Source organism: Amycolatopsis sp. 2-15, assembly GCF_030285625.1.
Lineage (GTDB): Bacteria > Actinomycetota > Actinomycetes > Mycobacteriales > Pseudonocardiaceae > Amycolatopsis > Amycolatopsis carbonis.
Genome location: NZ_CP127294.1, coordinates 1,033,906 through 1,050,598, shown reverse-complemented (window position 1 = coordinate 1,050,598; position 16,693 = coordinate 1,033,906). Strand labels below are relative to the sequence as shown.

The window sequence follows — 16,693 nt, the reverse complement described above, 5'->3', positions numbered from 1 at the left end:
CAGAGTCGAGCCCGGACCGAGTGGTGTTGGTTACAGTTTCGAGACCTGGCTGTGGGACCGGTACGCTGGATCCTCGTGCGCCTAGGGGTACTCGACGTCGGGTCCAACACCGTCCACCTGCTGGTGGTCGACGCCCATCGTGGTGCGCACCCGACGCCCATGCACTCGGAGAAGGCCGTGTTGCGCCTCGCCGAGCAGATCACGCGAACCGGCGACCTCAGCCGCGCGGGGTCCGACCAGCTCGTGCGGGCCGTGGAGTCGGCGCGTGCGTCGGCCGTCCGGCTCGGGTGTGAAGACGTGATGGCCTTCGCGACGTCGGCCGTGCGCGAAGCCAAGAACTCGGCGAAAGTGCTGGCCAGAGTCGCGGACGAGACCGGCGTCGAGCTGAGGGTGCTCTCCGGCGTCGACGAGGCGCGCCTGACTTTCCTGGCCGTGCGGCGATGGTTCGGCTGGTCGGCCGGCCAGGTGCTGGTGCTCGACATCGGCGGCGGCTCGCTGGAAGTCGCGATGGGCCGCGACGAGGAACCCGTGCTCGCGGAGTCGCTGCCGCTGGGCGCCGGGAGCACCACGCGCACGCGCTTCCACCACGACCCGCCCACGCGCTCGGAGGTCGTGGCGACCTCGGCATGGCTGGAGGACCAGCTCAGCGGGCTCGCGAAGAAGGTCGCGAAATGGGGTGAACCCGATCGGGTGGTGGCGACGTCGAAGACGTTCCGCTCCCTGGCCAGGCTCGCCGGCGCGGCCCCCTCGGCGGCGGGCCCGCGCGTGCGCCGTACGCTCACGGACACCGCGTTGCGCCAGCTCATCGCCTTCATCTCGCGCATGCCCGCAGCGGACCTCGCGCAACTCGAGGGGGTCAGCTCGAGCCGGTCGCACCAGCTCGTGGCGGGTGCTCTGGTGGCGCAAGCCGCCATGCGGGCGCTCTCTCTCGAAGAACTCGAGATCTGCCCATGGGCACTGCGAGAGGGTGTCATCCTGCGACGGCTGGACCATTCCAACGGCGCGGACGAAACTGGGGCCGCCCTCACCGGCGTTTCGGCGAACGGGGAGGACCGGTGACAGCAGCGGACTGGACTTCGGTGACGGAAAACAGGCACGGTGAAGAGGTGACGGACATGCACAGCACGGTGTTCAGCGCGCGCGGCGCCGCCTGCGTCCGGCCGCCGGCTCGTGCGGTGGCCAACCCCGAGCGCGCTTTGGACAGCACGGTATGACCGACGAGAACGGCGCCCCGCCCCAGAAGACCGTGGCCGAACTGCTCGCCCAGCACGGGCAGCAGGTCGAGGGTTCACGGCGGCGCAGGCGTCGCGCAGCCGACGACGACGAAGCCCCCGAGCAGCAGCCGGAGGACGGCCGTCGCGCCGCGGGTGTGAGTGACACCGCCCCGCAGGCGATCATCGACCGCGTGACCAGCGACGGCGGCACTCCGCCGCCGCCTTCGCGCTCGGCGGGTGGCCGTCGTCGTTCGGACGGACCCGCGGCCCCCGCGCCGCGGGCGGTGCCGCAGGAGTCGGGGCCGTTGCAGCGTCCGCCTGCTGCTCCTCCCGCGCCGCCCGCCGGTCCTCAGGGGCCGGCCGGATTGGGTGGGCCTGGTCCTGGTCCCGCGGGTCCGGGTGGCCCTGGTGGTCCTTCCGGCCCGCCGACGCGGTCGGTCCGGCCGGTGAACGGGCAGCAGGATTCCGGGTTCGTGCGGCAGCCGTCGCCCGAGTCGGGGCAGTTCGCCCGGCCGCCGGCGCCGCCGCAGGAGTCCGGGCAGTTCGTGCGGCCGCAGGAGACGGGGTACTCGCGTCCGCCCGCGCCGCCGCAGGAGTCGGGGCAGTTCGTGCGGCCGCAGGAGTCGGCGCAGCTGCCGGTTCCGCCGGCGCCTTCGCCCGAATCGAGCCAGTTCGTGCGTCCGCCCGCACCGCCGCAGGAGTCCGGCCAGATGCCGGTGCCGCCGCGCGGGCGTCCGACGCGTCAGCAGCCGGTGCCGCCGCCGGGTGCGGAAGAGACCCGCAACCAGGTGCCGCCGGTGCGCCGTCGTCCCGGCCCGCCGCCCGCGCCGGGCGGCACACTCGCGTCGCGGCTCGACGGTCTCGACGGCACGCCCGACGCCGACGTGCCCGAGTCGCCCATGGCCAGTGGCGCGTTCCCGGCGGGTGCGCCGCAACGTCCGCGCCGGGCGCCGGGCCGCCGCCCCGCGCCGCAGCAGGACCCGCACACGGAGCAGTTCGACGCGGTGGCCGGGGTCGAACCGGAGGCGCCTGAGGTGGCTCCCGGTCCCGGCCCGGGTGGTCCTGGCCCGGCTGGTCCTGGCCCGGGTGGTCCGCCCGCGCAGCCGCCGGGCTTGGCGGGTTGGCGCAAACGTCGTCAGCAGGAACAGCTCGAGGACACCGAGATCGGCGTGATGCCAGTCGTCCCGGGCGAGTCTGCCGACGCCTACGCCGACGAGGACTACGCGGCCGACGACTACGCCGAGCCGTACCCGCCCGAAGGCGACTACGACGGCGGGCCGCCCACCATGGCAGCCCCCGCCGACTTCGACGCCGGCCCGCCCACCGCGGGCTACCCGGCGCCCATGCCGTTCGCCCCGGGCGGCGGCCCCGTCGACGACGACCTGTCCGAGTACGAGCGCGAGTTCGCCCAACCGGGCTCCCCGGACTTCGACGGCGACGACTACGGCTACGACCAGCACGGCGACTACGAGGACGACTACGACGACGTCGCCCCCGAAGAACCCGCCGCCGCGCCCGCGGCCGCCGAGCCGGCCCTCGAAGGCTCCCCGGGCAAACAGTGGCTCACCCTCGCGGGCCAGCTGGCCCTCGGCGTCGTCGGCGGCGCCGCCGTCTGGCTCGGCTTCAACTGGCTCTGGGTCAACCTCGCGCCGGCTGCCCTCGTGGGCGCGCTGCTGGTGATCGTGGCGCTGGTGTGGATCGTCCGCAAGATCCGCCGCGCGGAAGACCTGCAGACGACGCTGCTGGCCATCCTGGTGGGCCTGGTGGTGACGGTGTCCCCGGCCGCGCTGTTGTTGGTAGGGCGTTAGGGGTTTTGGGTTTGTCGGGAACTCCCGGTCTCGCTGGTTGCGGGCCGGGAGTTCTTGCGTTTCGGCTCGCTTTGGCCCCACGAAACCGCACCTGCCTACCGACTCCACTCCGCACCCAGGCCGCACCCGCCCACGCAACCGTCACCCACCCACGCGACGAAACCTGCCCCCAGACCCGCCCCGGCACCCCGATCCGAAGCCTTCTTGCCGTCAACACAATCCAGCTTCGGGGTGCACTCCCAACGCACGTCGCCCCGCGAGGCCCTGCTTTCAACCGCGGACACTTCCCACCCGCCCGCGCCCACCGCGGGCAAGGCAGGATGTCCCCGTGAGCGCGCCTGAGAAGCCGATACCTGTGGGCCTGAGCACTGCGTCGGTGTGGCCCCTGCGGGCCGGGGCGGCGTTCGAGCTCGCGGCGGAGCTCGGGTACGACGGGGTCGAGGTCATGGTGTGGGCGGACCCCATCAGCCAGGACGTCGCGGCGGTCCGCCGGTGGTCGAAGCGCACGAACGTGCCCATCCTGTCGATCCACTCGCCGTCGCTGTTGATCACGCAGCGGGTCTGGTCGCCGGATCCCGAGATCCGGTTGCGGAAGTCCGTGGAGGCCGCGCAACAGCTGGGGGCGCGGACCGTGGTCGTGCATCCGCCGTTCCGGTGGCAGCGGCGCTACGGCGACGCGTTCGGGGACCTCGTGGACGAGCTGGAGGAAAAGTCCGGCATCGAGGTCGCCGTGGAGAACATGTTCAAGGTGCGGCCGCCGGGTGGGTCGCGCAACGCACGGGTGTCGGCGTTCCGGCCGTCGATCGATCCCACGGACGTCGGGTTCCGGCACTACACGCTTGATCTTTCCCACAGCGCCGCCGCGCGGATGGACGCGCTCGCGCTGGCCGAGCGGATGGGGGAGGGCCTGAGCCACGTCCACCTCGCCGACGGCACCGGCGTGCCCAAGGACGAGCACCTGATCCCGGGCCACGGGGGTCAGCCGTGCGCCGAACTGCTGGAAAAGCTGGTCAGCGACGGTTTCACCGGCCAGGTCGTGCTCGAGGTCAACACGCGCCACGCCGTGACCACCGCGGAGCGGGCCCGCGCCCTCGCGGAGGCACTGCTGTTCGCCCGCTTGCACCTCGGACAGTGACCAGGTCGTTAGCATGATCGGCTGTCCGGGCGGTCCCGTGCCCCGGGACACCCTCTTCCGGCTCATCGACACGTAAAGTGCCGACCGTGAACTCGTTGCGATCGTTGACTTTCTTCGCCACACGCACCGCCGTGGCCGGCCGTTCGTGAGCCGGGCCGAAAACACGGCGACGGCCTTCGACACGGCCAGCGCGGTCCGCTCCCTCGGGGACGGGACCTTCACGGCCACGCTGAGAGCGGAATGGGCGATCGCGAACCACCCGCACGGCGGATTCCTCCTGGCCCTGCTCGCCAAGGCGGCCACGGCCGTGCTCGGCGAACGCGGCGAACCCACGGCCGAACCGCTGGTGGTCAGCGCCGAGTTCCTGCACGCACCGGCGCTGGGGCCGGTGCTGCTGCGCACCGACGTCCGCAAGGTCGGCCGCCGCGCGTCGGTGGTCGGGGTGCGGCTGGAGCAGCGCGGGCGAAGCTGCGTGGAGGCGCGCGTGACGACCGGGCGGCTCCCGATGCGCCGCCCGGAGTGGAGTGACGTGCCGCAGCTGCCGGCCGAACCGCCTTCGGGTGCCGTGCCGCTGGGGGCCGAGACCTCGGAGGGCGTGTTCAACCTCTCCGCCAGCTGCGAGGTCCGTGTGGACCAGGCCACGGCGGGGTACCTCGCCGGGCGCGCCGGTGACCCGCCGCGGCTGAAGTTGTGGGTACGTCCGCGAGACGGGATCGGCGACGTCTACTTCGCACTCCTGGCGGGCGACCTCAATCCGCCGGTGGTGGCCAACCTCGGCCGGATCGGCTGGGCGCCCACGGTGCAGCTGACGGCCTTCCTGCGCACGCGCCCGGCCCCCGGCTGGCTGCGCATCCTGGTGGAATCGCGTTCGGTGCACGAGGCCTGGTTCGACTCCGACGCCACGGTGGTCGACTCCCAGGGCCGCCTCGTCGCACAGGCGCGCCAGCTCGCGCTCGCCCCGGCACCAGGAGCCTGACGCGCGTTTGGCACTCTCAGTGGCATGAGTGTGATCGCGGTGCTGGGCGCGGGAAAGATCGGCGAAGCCCTCCTGTCGGGGCTGTTGCACGGGGGCCACGCGCCCGGCGACCTGCTCTTCACCGAGCGCTACGAGGGCCGCGTCCGCGAGCTCGAGGAGCGCTACCCGGGTATGCGCGCGGCCACGGTGGAGGACGCCGCCAAGCGCGCGGACGTGCTCGTGGTGGCCGTGAAGCCGCAGGACATCGAGCCGGTGCTGGCGGAGCTGGCGCCGCTGCTCGGGGCGTCCTCACTGGTCGTCTCGCTGTGCGCGGGGCTGCCGACGGCGCTGTACGAGCGGCGCCTGGCCGACGGGGTGCCCGTGGTCCGCGTGATGCCGAACACGCCGATGCTGGTCGGCGAGGCGATGAGCGCGATGTCGCCCGGCCGCTACGCCACCGCCGAACACCTGGCCACGGTCCGCGAGCTGCTCTCGCACGTCGGCCAGGTCGTCGAGGTACCCGAATCGCAGCAGGACGCCGTCACGGCCCTCTCAGGCTCCGGACCGGCCTACTTCTTCTACCTGGTCGAGGCGATGATCGACGCCGGCATCCTGCTCGGCCTCCCGCGCGCGCTCGCGGGGCAGCTGATCATCCAGTCGGCCGTGGGTGCCGCGAAGATGCTCGCCGAGGGCAAGGACCACCCCGTGCTGCTGCGCGAGGCCGTCACCTCGCCCGCCGGCACCACCATCAACGCGATCCGCGAGCTCGAGAAGCACGGCGTCCGGGCGGCTCTGCTCGACGCGATCGAGGCCGCGCGCGACCGCTCGGAAGAGCTCGGCCGCGCCCACGAAGACTGAAAAAACCGGCAAACCGGACCCGAGTGGGTTATCCGTGCGGCGAAAACTCGCAGGTAGGGGCCCATCCCGGTGACAGCCGTCGCACTAGTCCCACGTGTCCCGCTACCCTCTGGAAGAGCACGTGCGTGTCGATACCACAGGTGGGGAAGCCTCGTGGCGCGACACGTGTCGAAGGACGCGGTAATCATGTCGCCGAACAAGAAGGAGGATTTGCCCGCGGTAGGGCAGGTCCAGTTTTTGACAGTCGCCGAGGTGGCCACGCTGATGCGGGTCTCGAAGATGACCGTGTACCGGCTGGTGCACTCGGGCGAGCTCCCCGCTGTGCGGGTGGGCAAGTCGTTCCGGGTGCCCGAAAAGGCTGTGCACGAGTACCTGCAAGGTGCCTACTTCGACGTCGGATAGCAGCTCAGTGCGGCACGCCGCTCCGTTGAGGGCGGCGGTGGGGCGGGGCCTGGGCGGTCGCCGGGCATGCGCTAGCCATGCCCGCCGACCGGCCCGCGTCAGGACGCGGGTAACCTGGTAGACCGCTCGTGCCTGTGCGCTCCACCCGTTGGACGCTGCGCCGGGCAGCGTGACCGACGACAACTTTAGGAGCGCCCATGGGTTCCGTGATCAAGAAGCGCCGCAAGCGCATGTCCAAGAAGAAGCACCGCAAGTTGCTTCGCCGCACGCGAGTGCAGCGTCGTAAGGCCGGCAAGTGAGCCAGCCCCACAGCTGATGCGCCGTGGCCCGTCCAGTCTCTGGACGGGCCACGTCCATGTGGTGGGCCTTCTCCCCCGATCGAGTGAGGCGTGAGCCGCAATTCCCGGGTGGAGTTGTAAATACGAAGTAAGACCTGGTCAGGGCACCCCCTGGCGCCGGTAACATCGGTGGTGCGTCGGCGCGATACGTCTAGTGCCTTCAATGAGTGCAGGCTCGTGCACTTCGGGTGATCGTCCGCCCCCTCACGCCCAGCCGAACAGCCCAGCCGCACAGGGAGTCCCATGCCGTCGAACGTCGTGCTCGTCACCGGGGTCGCCGGAGACCTGGGCGGGAAGCTCCTCGCCCGCCTCGGCACCAACTCCGCCTTCGAGCGCGTGATCGGCGTCGACACCGCGCCGCCCCCGAAGGATGTGCTGCAGCGGATGGGCAAAGCGGAGTTCGTGCGCGCCGACATCCGCAACCCGCTGATCGCCAAGGTCATCAGCAGCGCCGGCGTCGACACGGTGGTGCACACGGCGTGCCTGGCCCACCCGGCCGGCCCGAGCCGCCGCTCCGCCGTCAAGGAACTGAACGTGATCGGCACCATGCGGCTGCTGGCGGCCTGTCAGAGCTCGCCGAAGGTGCGCAAGCTCGTGGTCAAGTCCACCGCGGCCGTCTACGGCGCGGGGGCGCGTTCGCAGGCCGTGTTCACAGAGGACTCGGAGCTGATCCCGGCGTCGTCCAGCGGCTACGCGAAGGACGCCGTGGAGATGGAGGGCTACGTGCGCGGCCTCGCCCGCCGCCGGCCCGACATCACGGTCACGCTCGCGCGCTTCGCCAACATCATCGGGCCCGAGGTCGACACGGTGCTCTCGCGTTACTTCGCGCTGCCGGTCGTGCCCACCGTCTTCGGTTACGACGCGCGCCTGCAGCTGCTGCACGCCTCCGACGCGCTGGGCGTGCTGGAGCAGGCCGTGCTGCAGGACAAGCCGGGCGTGTTCAACGTCGCGTCGGACGGGGTACTCGGGTTGTCCCAGGCGATCCGCCGGGCGGGCCGCGTTGGGCTGCCGATGCCGAGCGCCGTCGTGCCGTCCGTGGGCAAGGTTCTGCGGGGCGCGCGCGTGGTCGACTTCTCGGCCGACCAGGTCCGCCTGCTGAACTTCGGGCGGGTCGTGGACATCACGAAGCTCAAGACGGAGTTCGGTTATCAGCCTCGCTTCACCACGCGCGAGGCGTTCGACGACTACACCGCGGGCCGGGGCCTGCGCCCGGTGTTCGACGGCGCCCGGCTGGCCTCGCTGGCCGGCAAGGTCTTCGTGGCCGCCGCGACCGGGCAGGCCGGCCGATGAGCCCCGTGACCGGAAGTGAGGCGCACACCGTGAACGGAGCCGAGGCTCAGGTGATCCCATTGCACGGCCCGGGGCGGGTTTCGCCGCCGGCCGCGCCGCCGTCGCCTTCTTCGGAACCTTCTTCGGAGGCGCCGGTGGTGGCTTTCCCGGCCGCCCCGCCGGCTCCCGCCGAGCCGGAACCCTTGCCGGAGTCCGTGCGGTCGGCGCTGGCTTTCCTGCGGAACCGCCTGACGGGCGACTACACCGTCGACGAGTTCGGCTTCGACGCCGAGCTCACCGAGACCCTCGTGCTGCCGCCGCTGCGCGCGTTGTACGAGAAATGGTTCCGCGTCGACACTTTCGGCGTCGAGAACCTCCCGGCGACCGGCGGCGCGCTGCTCGTGTCGAACCACTCGGGCACCTTGCCGCTCGACGCGTTGATGACCGCCGTCGCCGTCCACGACGAGACGGGCGGGCGCCACCTGCGTGGCCTCGGCGCGGATCTGGTGTTCAAGATGCCGCTGGTGGGCTCGTTCGCGCGCAAGGCGGGCCAGACGCTGGCCTGCAACGCCGACGCCGAGCGCCTGCTGAGCGGCGGCGAGCTCGTCGGCGTGTGGCCGGAGGGCTTCAAGGGCATCGGCAAGCCGTTCTCCGCGCGCTACAAGCTGCAACGCTTCGGCCGCGGCGGCTTCGTCTCCGCCGCGATGCGCGCGGGCGTGCCGATCATCCCCGTGTCCGTCGTCGGCGCGGAGGAGACTTACCCCAAACTCGGCGACCTCCGCCTGCTCGCGCGGGTGCTCGGCCTGCCGTACTTCCCGGTCACGCCGTTCTTCCCGCTGCTGGGCGCCCTCGGCGCCGTCCCGCTGCCCACGAAGTGGACCATCGAGTTCGGCGAGCCCATCCGCACGGACGACTTCACCCCGGACGCCGTCGACGACCCGATGCTCGTGTTCACCCTGACGGACCAGGTGCGGGAATCCATCCAGCAGGCCCTGTACCGCCGGCTCGCGCAGCGCAAGAACATCTTCCGCGGCTGAGGCGGCTGAAGCCGGCTCAGGCCGCCGGCGTCGACGTCAGCGGCGGCGGTAAGCCATGCCGGCGGCGACCGCGCCCGCGAGCGCGCCGGCGCCCAGGACCGACGGGACGCCGATCTTCGCCGCCTTGCGGCCCGTGCGGAAGTCGCGGATTTCCCAGCCGCGGGCGCGGGCCACGTCGCGCAGGCCGGAGTCCGGGTTGATGGCCACGGCGGTGCCGACAGCGGACAACATGGGCACGTCGTTCTGCGAATCGGAGTACGCGGTGCAGCGTTTGAGGTTCAGACCTTCGCGGGAGGCGAGCGCGCGGACGGCGTGGGCCTTCGCGCGGCCGTGGAGCAGGTCACCCATCAGGCGGCCGGTGTAGACGCCGTCCTTGGTTTCCGCGACGGTGCCCAGAGCGCCCGTGAGACCCAGGCGCCGGGAGATGATCGCCGCGAGCTCGATGGGGGTGGCGGTCACGAGCCACACGCGCTGGCCCGCGTCGAGGTGCATCTGCGCCAGCGCGCGGGTGCCGGACCAGATCTTGTCGGCCATGAGCTCGTCGTAGATCTCTTCGCTGATGCTCGTGAGCTCCTCGACGGTGCGACCGGCCACAAAGGACAGTGCGCGCTCGCGGTGGGACTTGATGTCCTCCTTGTTCTCGCGCCCGCCCAGGCGGAACTTCACCTGCTGCCACACGAAACCGGCGAGGTCGGCGGACGTGAAGAACTTGCGCGCCGCGAGGCCGCGCGCGAAGTAGAAGATCGACGCGCCCATCATCATCGTGTTGTCCACGTCGAAGAACGCGGCCGCGGTCAGGTCCGGCGGTGCCGGGGGCACGGCGGGCTGGGCGTTCGCGGTGATGGTGGCGGCCTCGGCCGACGCCTCGCCCGCGATCGTGGCGAGCCGTTCGAGTTCCTGACTCTTATCCTTGCCACGCCAAGCTGACACGCACACCGCCTCCACGTTCGGGCACGTCCCGGCGGCCGGGAACGGCCGGGTCCTGACGCACAGCGTAGCGACCCTGCGACTCACCCGTTCCAGGTGTGGTGAGGGCCTCGATCAGGGGTTGCGGGAGCGCCGCGTGATCACCTGGATCCGTCGTTCCGAAGATTGTGATGCGGGTTGTCGATCCCGGCTATCGTCGTTCGACGCGTAGTCGAAGGTGCCCGCAGGGGGCGGGCGCCCAGTGAACGATCACCGGCTACCCGGAAACCGAGGACACTCCCATGACTGAACTGAACGCGGAAACCGCTCGGCGCGCGATCGTCGAACACACCCGCCGGCTGGCGGAAGCGGCCGCCGCGGCCGGACCCGACGCCGCCGTGGCAACAGCCCCGAAGTGGACCGTCACCGACCTGGTCGCGCACCTGGGCCAGACTCAGAACTGGGTCGCGGAGATCATCGAGCAGCGGATCAACGACCCCACACAGCTGCCCACGGAGATGGCCGTGCTGCCTGCCGATCCCCGCGAGTGGCCGGCGTGGCTGTCGGAGTCCGCGCAGCGGGTGGCGAGCGCGTGCTCCGATGACGCGCTCGACGCGCCGGTGTTCAACGCCGCGGGTGACGGGCGATCCGGGACGCGATTCTGGATGTCCAGCATGGTGAACGAGGCGGTCGTCCACGGCTTCGACGCGGCCATCGCGGCGGGCCGGCCGGTCGAGGTCGACGCCGGCATCGCCGCCGCGCTCATCGGCAACCACCTCGCGATGCTCACCTCGCCCACGTGGAAGATGCAGCGGCCCGAGTCCGCTCAAGCGATCCGGGGCACCGGGCAGACCCTGCAGTGGCGGGCCACCGACACGGCGGACGGCACGGGCGCTTGGTTCGTCGAACGGCAGCCGGACGGCGCGACCTGGCAGCCCGGAACCCGGCAGGCCGACGTGACGGTGACCGGCCCGGCCCAATCGCTGCTGCTGATCTTGACCCGCCGGGCCCCTCTCTCCGATCGCGAAACCACCCACGTCAGCGTCGACGGCGACACCGACCTCGCCCAGCACTGGCTGGACAGCACCGCCCACGCCGCCGACTGACCGGACCGAGCTCCGATGCCCGTCCACCGGAGAGGGCGTACGTCGATCACCCGATGACGATGGGCGGAAGGCCCGGTAGCAGCGGCGGGATTGAGATCAACGGCGGCGGCGGGCTGGTCGTCGGCAGCCGCGGCGTCGTCGGCGCGGTGATCGGCGGTGAGAACACCGGCGGAGGAGCGGTGGCGCTGCCGCCGGACGTCGGCGTCGGCGTGCTGGACACGGCCAGGTCCGGCGAGGACGACGTCCCGGTCGCCGGCGGCACCCCGCTTTCGGTCGGCGCCGGGGTGGGGCCGGGGGCCGAGGAGAAGCCGGCGCCGAGGCCCCGGGCCGCGTGGGCTGCTGCGTGCACGCGCCCCGCGCCGGAAGCAGGCCCAGCTCGTCGGAGCTGCCCGTGGTGATCTCGTAGCAGTTCAGCCGCGACACGAGGGCCGACGTCCGCTGCTGCACGCGCGTGAGCAGCCCGCGGGCGCCGCTCAAGTCCGCACGCGCGGACGTCGGGATCCGCGGCTGCTCGGCCGCCAGCAGCCGGGCCTGCTCCTTCGTCCACGTCTCGAGGTCCGACAGCTGCGTCCGCCCGCTGCCGCCCGTCGCCAGGGCCGTCAACGCCGTGACGCCCGCGCGGACATCGCTGCTGAAGTCCCCGAGCGCCGTCCGGTACGCCGAAGGCGACGCGTCCGTCATCAGCCTCAGCTCGCTCACGCGGCCGGCCGCGAACTCCAGGTGCTTGCGGGCCTTGGCCTCGTCGCCGAACGTCAGCCCCAGCGACGTCTCCTCGCCCGCGCGCTTCACGGTGTACAGCGCGTCGCCCGGCATGGCGTTGCGCGACAGCAGCAGCGTCAGCCCGGCCAGCCCCAGTACGAGCGCGATGCCGGCCGCCACCAGGTCGGCCATCCGCGGCTTCCAGCGCTGCCGGACGACGGGGTCGCCGAGCCGGCCCTCGATCTCCGCCCGGATGCGCTCGCGCGTCTCGACGTCGGGCGCGCCCGCCTCGCCCAGCGAGCGCAGGGCGGCGACCACGGCCAGCTCGTCGGCGAACTCGCCGTCGCGCTCCACGGGCGACGGGTCCAGGGCGCGATCGAACCGCTCGTTCTCGGCTCGATCCCGCGAAAACCACCCGGGCACGCCCACGGTGCTGCTCCGTCTCCACAAAGCTTCACAAAGCTCTACCAGCCCCGGCCCTGACAGCCGGTCTGCGTGGAGAAACGATTAAGAAGACGAAGAAGTTACGGTTGCGCCGGGACGTGAAAAAGTCAGCGCAGCCCGGTGGGCAGCAATTGGGCCAGACGGCGGACAGCGCGGTGCTGCAGCGCCTTGATCGCGCCCTCGTTGCGGTGCATCACCTGGGCCGTCTCCGCGACCGACAGCCCCTGCAGGAACCGCAGCACGATGCACTCGCGCTGGTCCTCGCCCAGCTCGGCGACGCAGCGCAGCAGCTCCGCGCGCGTGGCGCCCGCGATGGCCTGCTGCTCCGGCCCGGCCTGCGCGGCCGGCCCGACGGCCGAAACCGGTGCCGCGCCCGGCTCGCTCACCTCGTCGGTCACGACCTCGAGGCGGAAGCGGCTCGACTTCACGTGGTCGAGGATCAGGTTGCGGGCGATCGTGACGAACCAGGCGCCGACGTCACGGCCCTGGTAGCTCACCGACGTGATCCGGCGCAGCGCGCGCAGGAACGTCTCGCTCGTGACGTCCTCGGCCAGCTCGCGGTCGCCGAGGCGGAACAGCGCGTAGCGGTAGACGACGTCGACATACCGGTCGTAGAGCTTTCCGAACGCCGAGGAGTCGCCCTCCTGCGCCTCGCGGACGAGGTCCCACGCCTCGATCTTGGCGGCTTCGGCGGGGTCCGGGACCGGCGCGGCCTCGGTCGCACGGGTCAGCGGGACGGCGGCGGGCCGCCCGAACGCACGTTCGGCGAACATCACGACGGGGCCGCGGCTCGCGGTGGTCGGCAGGGTCACAGGGCGGCACCTCCTGCGGTCCGAAGGCCGGGCGGGCGGCCTTCGCGGCGAGCTGTGCGCCCGTCTCCCACGCGAACAGGAGCGGGCCGCTGAACGTGTCCCACAACTGTGTGGACCAGCAAGTTCGTCACGGCGACTCCCTCCCTCGCGTCACCCGGCAGTGATCAACGCCACCCGGCGACGCAGTGCAGCATACGTGTAGTTACCGCGAAGTAGGTAGAGGTCCCGCGGTACCGGAGGTGCGACGATCGCGCGGCATCCCCGTTACGGGTGACAAGATGACAAAAGGGCTACAGCAGGAAGGGGGCCGGGTGGAGGGTGTCGCGCAGCTGCTCACCGAGGCGGCGGCCAGGTGGGCGGACGAAACGGCCATCACCGAGACCGGCACGGGGGCCACGCTCACCTGGCGGGAGCTCGACGAGGCGGCTCACGCGCAGGCGCGGCGGCTCGTGGAAGCCGGCGTGGAGCCGGGCGACCGGGTCGTGCTGCGGCTGCCGACGTCGGCGGATTTCGCCGTCGCCCTGTACGGGGTGCTGCGCGCCGGCGCGATCGCGGTGCCGTTGTCCCCGCAGGCGCCCGCGCCGGAGCTGGAACAGCTGCTGACGCACTGCGATCCGCGGTTCGTGATCCAGCGCGGCGACGTGGACGACACCGAGCTGCCCGAAGTCCTCACGGCGTTGTCGCCGCGCGGCGAGCTCGGGGGCGACCCCGTGGACCTCGGCCGCGCCGGCGAGGACATCGCGGTGATCTCCTACACCTCCGGCACCACCGGCCCGCCGCGTGGTGTGCTGCTTTCGCACCGCGCGCTGCTGGCGAACCTCGAGCAGCTCAGCCGCGTGGAGGGCGTGCTGGTGCACGAGGACCGCGTGCTCGTGACCATCCCGCTCTTCCACGTCTACGGCCTCGGGCCCGGCCTGCTTCAAGCGACGTCCGTGGGCGCGACGCTGGTGCTCTCGGAGCGTTTCGAGCCGGCGAAGACGCTCGACGACTGCGCCGAGCACCGCGTCACCTCGATCGCCGGCGTGCCGACCATGTACACCGAGTTCGCCGACCTCGGCGCCGAGGAGCTGGCGCGCGGGCTCGCGACCGTGCGGATGCTGACCTCGGGCGCCGCGCCGCTGCACCCGCGCGTGCTGGCGGCGATCCGCGAGGCCACCGGCCACGACGTCTACGAGGGCTACGGCCTCACCGAATGCGCGCCCGTGGTCACGTCGACGCTGGTCACGGGCTACCCGAAGCCCGGCTCGGTCGGGCGGCCGCTGCCCGGCATCGAGCTGCGGCTGGTGGACAGCGACGGCACCGAGGAGGGCGTGCCGCTCGACCCGGACGACGTCGCCGACGTCTTCGAGTCCGGTGGCGACACCGGCCTGGTGTCGATCCGCGGCGCGAACCTGTTCTCCGGCTACTGGCCCGACGGCGCGCACGGCCCCGACGCCGAGGGCTGGTTCCGCACCGGTGACGTCGGTTACCTCGACCTCGACGGCGACCTGCACCTGGTCGACCGAGCCAACGACCTGATCATCGTCAACGGCTTCAACGTCTACCCCCACGAGGTCGAGGACGTGATCTCGCGGCTGCCGGGCGTGGCGGAGGTCGCCGTGGTCGGGGTCGTCGACGAGCGCAGCGGCGAGGCCGTGAAGGCGGTCGTGGTGCCGGCCGAGGGCGCGGCCCTGTCCGAGCAGCAGGTGAGTGACCAGTGCGCGGCGAACCTGGCCGGGTACAAGGTGCCGCACCTCGTGGAGTTCGTGGAGAACCTGCCGCACTCGGCCACCGGGAAGCTGCGGCGGCTGAAGCTGCGCTGACGCGGTTCTAGACTGCGGTGGTGCATCAGGTGACGGTGATGACGCGCGCCGGCTGCCACCTCTGCGAGGTGGCCGAGGCCGACGTCGCGCGGATCTGCGGTGAGCTCGACGTGCCGTGGGAGCTCGCGGACGTCGACAGTGACGCCGAGTGGCGAGCCGAGTACGGCGACCAGGTTCCGGTGATCCTCATCGACGGTGCGGAACACGGGTACTGGCGCGTGGAGGAAGAGCGGTTCCGCCGGGCGTTGGCCGGATAGTTTCACCGGATAGTCCGGTGCGGTAATCAAGTCGTAAGGGTTCCGGACGGTCCCGGGGCCTGAGCCCGCCGAAGATGGTGGGGTGAGCGTGTTGAAGGAAGCCCCGCAAACCGTCAAACCCCCGGAGCCGCGGCGGCTGTCGTTGCCGATCGCGTCGTTGGTCGGGCTGGCGGCCTTGATCACCGCATTGGGCGTGGGGCACCTCATCGCCGGCTTCGTCGGTTACAACGCGTCACCGTTCGTGGCCGTCGCCGACTTCGTGATCGCGCACAGTCCGCACGCCGTGGTGGTGTGGGCGGAGCGGACACTGGGCACGGCGGACAAGACCGTGCTGAAGATCGGCCTGGCCGTGGTGCTGGTGCTGTTCGCGGTGCTGGCCGGGCAGGTTTCGCGCCGCACGCCGCGGGGCGGCCAGATCGTGGTGGTGCTGCTGGGCATCGCCGGTGTCGCGGCGGTCTACGAGCGCACCGACGTCGGGCAGCTCGCGCTGCTGGCGCCCGTGGTGTCACTGGCGGCTTCGGCGTTCGTCTTCACCTGGCTGCACCACTACGCACTGCCGCCGGCGTTCGACGAGAGCCGCCCGCCGAAGGGGCCGACGCGGCGGCAGGTCCTGTCCCGCGGAATCGGCGTCGCGGCGGGCGCGGGGGTCGCGGCCGTCGCCGGGCAGGTGATCTCGGGCACGGGCAGCGCCGACACCTCGCGTGCGGCCGTGGGGCCGCTCGTCGCCGCGCGCAAGGCCCCGCCGCTGCCGCCGGACGCCGATTTCCAGAAGCTGGGCTCGCCGCCGTTCATCACGCCGAACTCGGACTTCTACCGCATCGACACGGCGTTCGTGGTGCCGCAGGTGCGCACCGAGGAGTGGAACCTGAAGATCCACGGCCTCGTCAACCGCGAGGTTTCGTTCTCCTACAACGACATCCGCTCGCGGCCCCTGGTCGAGCGCGAGATCACCATGACCTGCGTCTCGAACGAAGTCGGCGGGGATCTGATCTCCACGGCCAAGTTCATCGGCGTGGACCTCGTCGACCTGCTCGACGCGGCCGGCGTGCAATCGGGCGCGGAACAGATGTACGCGACGAGCATCGACGGCTTCACCTGCAGCACCCCGGCCAAGATCGCCCTCGACCCGACGCGCGGCGCCATGCTCGCCATCGGCATGAACGGCGAACCCCTGCCCGTCGAACACGGTTTCCCCGCGCGGATTGTCATTCCGGGTCTGTACGGCTACGTCTCCGCGACGAAGTGGGTCACCAGCCTCGAGTTCGCCAAGTGGGACGACCGCCAGTCCTACTGGCTGCAGCGCGGCTGGGCCGAACAGGCGCCCATCAAGACCGAGTCGCGCATCGACACCGCCAAGGTGACCTCGGGCAAGCTGCGCGTCGCTGGCACGGCGTGGGCCCAGCACATCGGCATCGCCAAGGTCGAGGTGCGCGTGGACCAGGGCCCGTGGCAGCCGACCACCCTGTCGACCGAGGTCAACAAGGACACCTGGCGCATGTGGTGGACCGACCTGGCCGTGCCCTCGGGCAGCCACACGGTGACGGTGCGCGCGACCGACCAGTCGGGCTACACGCAGACGGACCAGGCCGCGGAGCCGGTGCCGGACGGCGCTTCGGGCTGGCACTCGGTGATGGTGAACGCCTGACGGGCC

The 16,693-nt window shown here is 71.7% G+C and carries 17 protein-coding genes; 14 read left to right on the top strand and 3 right to left on the bottom strand.

Annotated features, from left to right (window positions below; all coding sequences use genetic code 11):
- The first annotated feature begins 75 nt into the window (after positions 1-75).
- The 10 genes from QRX50_RS05140 (at position 76) to QRX50_RS05095 (ending at position 9,016) form a co-directional block, all read left to right on the top strand.
- Positions 76-1,059 carry a Ppx/GppA phosphatase family protein gene (locus QRX50_RS05140; RefSeq protein WP_285970813.1) on the top strand — a complete coding sequence of 328 codons (984 nt, stop codon included), beginning with the start codon at positions 76-78 and terminating at the stop codon, positions 1,057-1,059.
- The gene (locus QRX50_RS05135) at positions 1,056-1,214 is read left to right on the top strand and encodes a hypothetical protein (protein ID WP_285970812.1); all 159 of its coding nucleotides are present in this window, start codon (positions 1,056-1,058) and stop codon (positions 1,212-1,214) included. The genes QRX50_RS05140 and QRX50_RS05135 overlap by 4 nt, the downstream gene beginning before the upstream one ends.
- Positions 1,211-3,022, top strand: a complete 1,812-nt coding sequence (locus QRX50_RS05130) for an Rv0497 family membrane protein (protein WP_285970811.1) — start codon at positions 1,211-1,213, stop codon at positions 3,020-3,022. Before QRX50_RS05135 ends, QRX50_RS05130 begins: the two co-directional genes overlap by 4 nt.
- A gap of 361 nt (positions 3,023-3,383) precedes the next feature.
- Positions 3,384-4,157, top strand: coding sequence for a sugar phosphate isomerase/epimerase family protein (locus tag QRX50_RS05125; protein ID WP_285974364.1), 774 nt, complete (start codon positions 3,384-3,386; stop codon positions 4,155-4,157).
- Between the two features lie 145 nt (positions 4,158-4,302).
- On the top strand, positions 4,303-5,133 hold the full coding sequence (locus QRX50_RS05120; RefSeq protein ID WP_285970810.1) for a thioesterase family protein: 831 nt from the start codon (positions 4,303-4,305) through the stop codon (positions 5,131-5,133).
- Positions 5,134-5,157: 24 nt separating this feature from the next.
- Entirely contained in the window at positions 5,158-5,970 is an 813-nt protein-coding gene (gene proC, locus QRX50_RS05115; RefSeq protein ID WP_285970809.1) for a pyrroline-5-carboxylate reductase, read from the top strand.
- Positions 5,971-6,156: 186 nt separating this feature from the next.
- Entirely contained in the window at positions 6,157-6,372 is a 216-nt protein-coding gene (locus QRX50_RS05110) for a helix-turn-helix domain-containing protein (RefSeq protein ID WP_037353555.1), read from the top strand.
- Positions 6,373-6,569: 197 nt separating this feature from the next.
- Complete coding sequence (locus QRX50_RS05105; RefSeq protein ID WP_007030867.1) at positions 6,570-6,671, top strand: 30S ribosomal protein bS22; 102 nt, start codon at positions 6,570-6,572, stop codon at positions 6,669-6,671.
- A 282-nt stretch (positions 6,672-6,953) separates the two neighbouring features.
- Positions 6,954-8,000: an NAD-dependent epimerase/dehydratase family protein gene (locus QRX50_RS05100; RefSeq protein ID WP_285970808.1), complete on the top strand. Its 1,047-nt coding sequence runs from the start codon at positions 6,954-6,956 to the stop codon at positions 7,998-8,000.
- Positions 7,997-9,016, top strand: a complete 1,020-nt coding sequence (locus tag QRX50_RS05095) for a lysophospholipid acyltransferase family protein (protein ID WP_285970807.1) — start codon at positions 7,997-7,999, stop codon at positions 9,014-9,016. Before QRX50_RS05100 ends, QRX50_RS05095 begins: the two co-directional genes overlap by 4 nt.
- Before the next feature lie 36 nt (positions 9,017-9,052).
- Here QRX50_RS05095 and QRX50_RS05090 read toward each other — a convergent pair whose 3' ends face one another.
- Positions 9,053-9,961, bottom strand: a complete 909-nt coding sequence (locus tag QRX50_RS05090; RefSeq protein ID WP_285970806.1) for an HAD family hydrolase — start codon at positions 9,959-9,961, stop codon at positions 9,053-9,055.
- A 263-nt stretch (positions 9,962-10,224) separates the two neighbouring features.
- Here QRX50_RS05090 and QRX50_RS05085 point away from each other — a divergent pair, with 263 nt between their 5' ends.
- Positions 10,225-11,028 carry a maleylpyruvate isomerase family mycothiol-dependent enzyme gene (locus QRX50_RS05085; protein ID WP_285970805.1) on the top strand — a complete coding sequence of 268 codons (804 nt, stop codon included), beginning with the start codon at positions 10,225-10,227 and terminating at the stop codon, positions 11,026-11,028.
- A gap of 96 nt (positions 11,029-11,124) precedes the next feature.
- On the opposite strand, the gene QRX50_RS05080 is transcribed toward QRX50_RS05085, so the two are convergent.
- Positions 11,125-12,156 carry a DUF5667 domain-containing protein gene (locus QRX50_RS05080; RefSeq protein WP_353074087.1) on the bottom strand — a complete coding sequence of 344 codons (1,032 nt, stop codon included), beginning with the start codon at positions 12,154-12,156 and terminating at the stop codon, positions 11,125-11,127.
- A 122-nt stretch (positions 12,157-12,278) separates the two neighbouring features.
- On the bottom strand, positions 12,279-12,983 hold the full coding sequence (locus QRX50_RS05075) for a sigma-70 family RNA polymerase sigma factor (protein ID WP_285970804.1): 705 nt from the start codon (positions 12,981-12,983) through the stop codon (positions 12,279-12,281).
- A 278-nt stretch (positions 12,984-13,261) separates the two neighbouring features.
- Here QRX50_RS05075 and QRX50_RS05070 point away from each other — a divergent pair, with 278 nt between their 5' ends.
- The 3 genes from QRX50_RS05070 to QRX50_RS05060 all read left to right on the top strand — a co-directional run bounded on the left by QRX50_RS05070 (position 13,262) and on the right by QRX50_RS05060 (position 16,687).
- Positions 13,262-14,785 carry an AMP-binding protein gene (locus tag QRX50_RS05070; protein WP_285970803.1) on the top strand — a complete coding sequence of 508 codons (1,524 nt, stop codon included), beginning with the start codon at positions 13,262-13,264 and terminating at the stop codon, positions 14,783-14,785.
- A 17-nt stretch (positions 14,786-14,802) separates the two neighbouring features.
- Positions 14,803-15,042, top strand: coding sequence for a glutaredoxin family protein (locus tag QRX50_RS05065; RefSeq protein ID WP_285970802.1), 240 nt, complete (start codon positions 14,803-14,805; stop codon positions 15,040-15,042).
- Between the two features lie 82 nt (positions 15,043-15,124).
- Positions 15,125-16,687, top strand: a complete 1,563-nt coding sequence (locus QRX50_RS05060) for a molybdopterin-dependent oxidoreductase (RefSeq protein WP_285970801.1) — start codon at positions 15,125-15,127, stop codon at positions 16,685-16,687.
- The last annotated feature ends 6 nt before the right edge of the window (positions 16,688-16,693 follow it).

Bases quoted from the DNA above. Each gene is read 5' to 3' on its own strand.
- QRX50_RS05130 (WP_285970811.1), top strand. From the start codon at position 1,211: ATGACCGACGAGAACGGCGCCCCGCCCCAGAAGACCGTGGCCGAACTG.
- proC (WP_285970809.1), top strand. From the start codon at position 5,158: ATGAGTGTGATCGCGGTGCTGGGCGCGGGAAAGATCGGCGAAGCCCTC.
- QRX50_RS05110 (WP_037353555.1), top strand. From the start codon at position 6,157: ATGTCGCCGAACAAGAAGGAGGATTTGCCCGCGGTAGGGCAGGTCCAG.
- QRX50_RS05105 (WP_007030867.1), top strand. From the start codon at position 6,570: ATGGGTTCCGTGATCAAGAAGCGCCGCAAGCGCATGTCCAAGAAGAAG.
- QRX50_RS05100 (WP_285970808.1), top strand. From the start codon at position 6,954: ATGCCGTCGAACGTCGTGCTCGTCACCGGGGTCGCCGGAGACCTGGGC.
- QRX50_RS05095 (WP_285970807.1), top strand. From the start codon at position 7,997: ATGAGCCCCGTGACCGGAAGTGAGGCGCACACCGTGAACGGAGCCGAG.
- QRX50_RS05085 (WP_285970805.1), top strand. From the start codon at position 10,225: ATGACTGAACTGAACGCGGAAACCGCTCGGCGCGCGATCGTCGAACAC.
- QRX50_RS05070 (WP_285970803.1), top strand. From the start codon at position 13,262: ATGACAAAAGGGCTACAGCAGGAAGGGGGCCGGGTGGAGGGTGTCGCG.